2 protein-coding genes and 1 pseudogene are annotated in these 3,015 nt (G+C 62.2%); all 3 read left to right on the top strand.

Translation table 11 applies throughout. The features are described 5' to 3' along the window. A pseudogene (locus EN925_RS30135) lies at positions 1-209 on the top strand (carbohydrate ABC transporter permease); the annotation flags it as partial. Between the two features lie 12 nt (positions 210-221). After that, a complete protein-coding gene (ugpC, locus tag EN925_RS30130; RefSeq protein WP_013525320.1) occupies positions 222-1,316 on the top strand; it encodes a sn-glycerol-3-phosphate ABC transporter ATP-binding protein UgpC in 1,095 nt (364 codons plus the stop codon). A gap of 80 nt (positions 1,317-1,396) precedes the next feature. Beyond that, positions 1,397-3,015, top strand: a 1,619-nt coding sequence (locus tag EN925_RS30125) for a hypothetical protein (RefSeq protein WP_206633000.1), incomplete at its 3' end; no start/stop codon positions are given.

The following is a 3,015-nucleotide window of genomic DNA, read 5'->3' as shown; positions in this document are numbered from 1 at the left end:
GGACGGAGTTCTTCTTCGCGCTCATTTTGACCAGTCGAACTGCGTTCACGCTGCCAACCGTATTCCGCTCCTTCATCGGCTTCCAGGGCGCGCAATATGGTGAAGCGGCGGCCCTGGCCATTGTTTCCCTCGTGCCATCCATCGCTCTGGGAGTCCTTGCTCAACGACATCTCGTGCGCGGGCTGACGCTCGGCGCCGTTCGCGGATAGAAAGAGGCAGGCATGGCTGAAGTCAGGATCACCGGCTTGCACAAGCGCTACGGCGCCTTCCATGCGGTGCGCGGCATTGACCTCCACATTCGCGACGGTGAGTTCACCGTTCTGGTCGGCCCCTCCGGATGCGGCAAGAGTACCCTTTTGAGGACGATTGCAGGACTGGAGGAGAGTTCGCAAGGCACGATCGAGATTGGCGGCGAGGTGGTCAATGACTTGCGGCCGCGCGATCGTGACGTGGCGATGGTGTTTCAAGACTATGCGCTCTATCCACATATGAGCGTGGCGAAGAACATCGGCTTCGGTCTCAAGGCGCGCAAGATGCCGAAGCCCGAGGTAGAGGCGCGCGTTGCCGAGGCAGCGCGTATGCTCGGCATCATCCCCTTGCTCGGGCGATTTCCACGCCAGTTATCCGGTGGGCAGCGTCAGCGCGTCGCCATCGGCCGCGCCATAGTCCGCAACCCCCGCATCTTTCTGTTCGACGAGCCGCTGTCCAATCTGGATGCCCAGCTTCGCGACGAAATGCGCGGCGAGATCAAGCGCCTTCACCAGGACATCGCCACGACGATGATCTACGTCACCCATGACCAGATCGAGGCGATGACACTGGCTGACCGCATCGTGCTGATGCGCGACGGGTTGATCGAGCAGCAGGGCGCGCCACTCGAACTGTTCGAGCGCCCCGCCTCGATCTTCGTCGCGGGCTTTCTCGGTTCCCCACGCATGAGCTTCCTGCCGGGCACGCTGGCTTTGGACGGGAGCGCCGCCGCCATCCGGCTGGCCGATGGTCTGCTGCCGATCGCCCCCGGGCGGACTCTAAATGGCGCTATAGATGGGCAGTCGGTGCTGCTCGGGCTGCGCCCGGAACATCTGACACGCGCACACGCTGCTACCCCCGAGCCGGGCACGCTGCGCTATGATGCAACCATCGACCTGCTGCAGCCGACTGGCTCGCGCAGCTATGCGACCTTCCGCCTTGCCGGCGCGCCAGTGGTGGCGGAGCTTCAGGCGCACGACGTCAGCCGTCCCGGCGAGAGACTGCCGATCGACATCAACATGAACCGGGCGTCGATTTTTGACGCTGCGACGGAGCAAGCAATTTGACCTTGGCAGCATCTCGAGCCATCCGCTTGTGTGGAACCGAACAGGTCGAGCCACCCTTGCGCACACTTCGCGCGGGACCGTTGTCGGTCGACTTCGACAATGGGGCGTTACGCTACATCCGCCTTGACGGAATTGAGATTCTGCGCGGAATCTCGTTCCTTGTGCGGGACGAAAATTGGGGAACCGCTACAGCCGTTCTCGATGATCTCCACATCGATGAAAGGCTGGATGTGTTCAGCGTCGCATACCGTGCAACATGTTCCGCAACATCCGGTCGCCTGGCTTATCAGGTACGGATCTCGGGCAGTAGTGATGGTGCGCTGGCTTTTGCGGCCGAGGCAGAGCCCGAGACTGACCTTTTGACGAATCGGACCGGCTTCATCGTCCTTCATCCGATCGAAGCCTTGGCGGGCAAGCCGGTAAAGGTGCTGCATGAGGATGGTCATGATGAGCTATCGCTCTTTCCGGACCACATCGACCCTAAATGTCCGTTCACCGATATCCGGGCGTTGTCGCATGAGATCGCGCCTGGGATCTGGGCCACATGCACCATGGACGGTGATGCCTTCGAGATGGAGGATCAACGCAATTGGTCTGACGCTTCCTATAAAACCTATGTCCGCCCTCTGCGTCGCCCGTGGCCTTACCGACTGCCCAAGGGCCAGAAATTCACCCAGGTCGTCCGGCTACACGTGTCAGGAACGCTTCGTGCCGGGGCGTCTGAAAACCGCAATCCACTCATCAACCTGACGATCGGCAGACCCGTCGGCCAAGTGCCTCGCGTTGGCGTCGGCGTCGCTGGCGACGAGGCAAGGCACGCGCTTGAATCCCCCGAGCTTCTACGACGAATGGCTCCGCAGTGGATGGTCTGCCAAGTCGATCTCCGATTCGGACACGGCCAAGATGAACTCGAAAGCTACGCCGCGCTTGCACGGCTGACCGGCGCAGGCGTGGTCCTCGAGATCATCACCAAGGGCACGCTCGACCCATTCGGCGAATTGGCGCCCGTCGCTGATGCGGTCCATACAATCGGCCTCAAACTGGAAGCTGTCTCCGTCTTTCCGGCGCAGGACATGAAATCCGTTCAGCCGGGAGCACCGCGGCCGGTCATGCCCAGCTTCCACGAATGCTACTCCGCCGCTCGCCGGGCTTTCCCGGGGATCGGGCTGGGCGGAGGCATGGCCGCTTACTTCACCGAACTCAATCGCAAGCGTCCGCCAGCCGAAGCGCTCGACTACGTGACCTTCACCACCTGTCCAAGCGTGCACGCGGCGGATGATATTTCGGTGATGGAAACGCTTCAGGCTATCCCTCATCAGATACGCTCGGCACATGCTTTCACGGGCGACCGCGTGCCGCTGCGCATAGGTCCCAGTCAGCTCGGCTGCCGCGAGAACCCCTACGGAAAGGGCACCGCGCCGAACAAAGCGAACGCCCGCATATGTCTGAGCCGCATCGATCCGCGGCAGCGCGGGCTGTTCAATGCGGCATGGACGCTCGGCTATTTCGCGGCCTGCGCTCGCGAAGGGGTCGAGGCCGTCGCGGTAGGGGACTTCACCGGCCCCTTTGGCCATATCCACAGGAAGGCTGATTTCGTCCAGCCATGGTATGACCAGCAGGACGGCCGAACGGTCTATCCCGCTTTCCATGTCATGGCGGGGCTCTCAAGGCTCGGCGGAGCCACCCTGCTGTCCGTAGG

Origin of the sequence: Mesorhizobium sp. M7A.F.Ca.US.006.04.2.1, assembly GCF_004022915.1 — a bacterium.
Taxonomy (GTDB): domain Bacteria; phylum Pseudomonadota; class Alphaproteobacteria; order Rhizobiales; family Rhizobiaceae; genus Mesorhizobium; species Mesorhizobium ciceri.
This window is presented reverse-complemented; position numbering and strand designations above follow the sequence as displayed.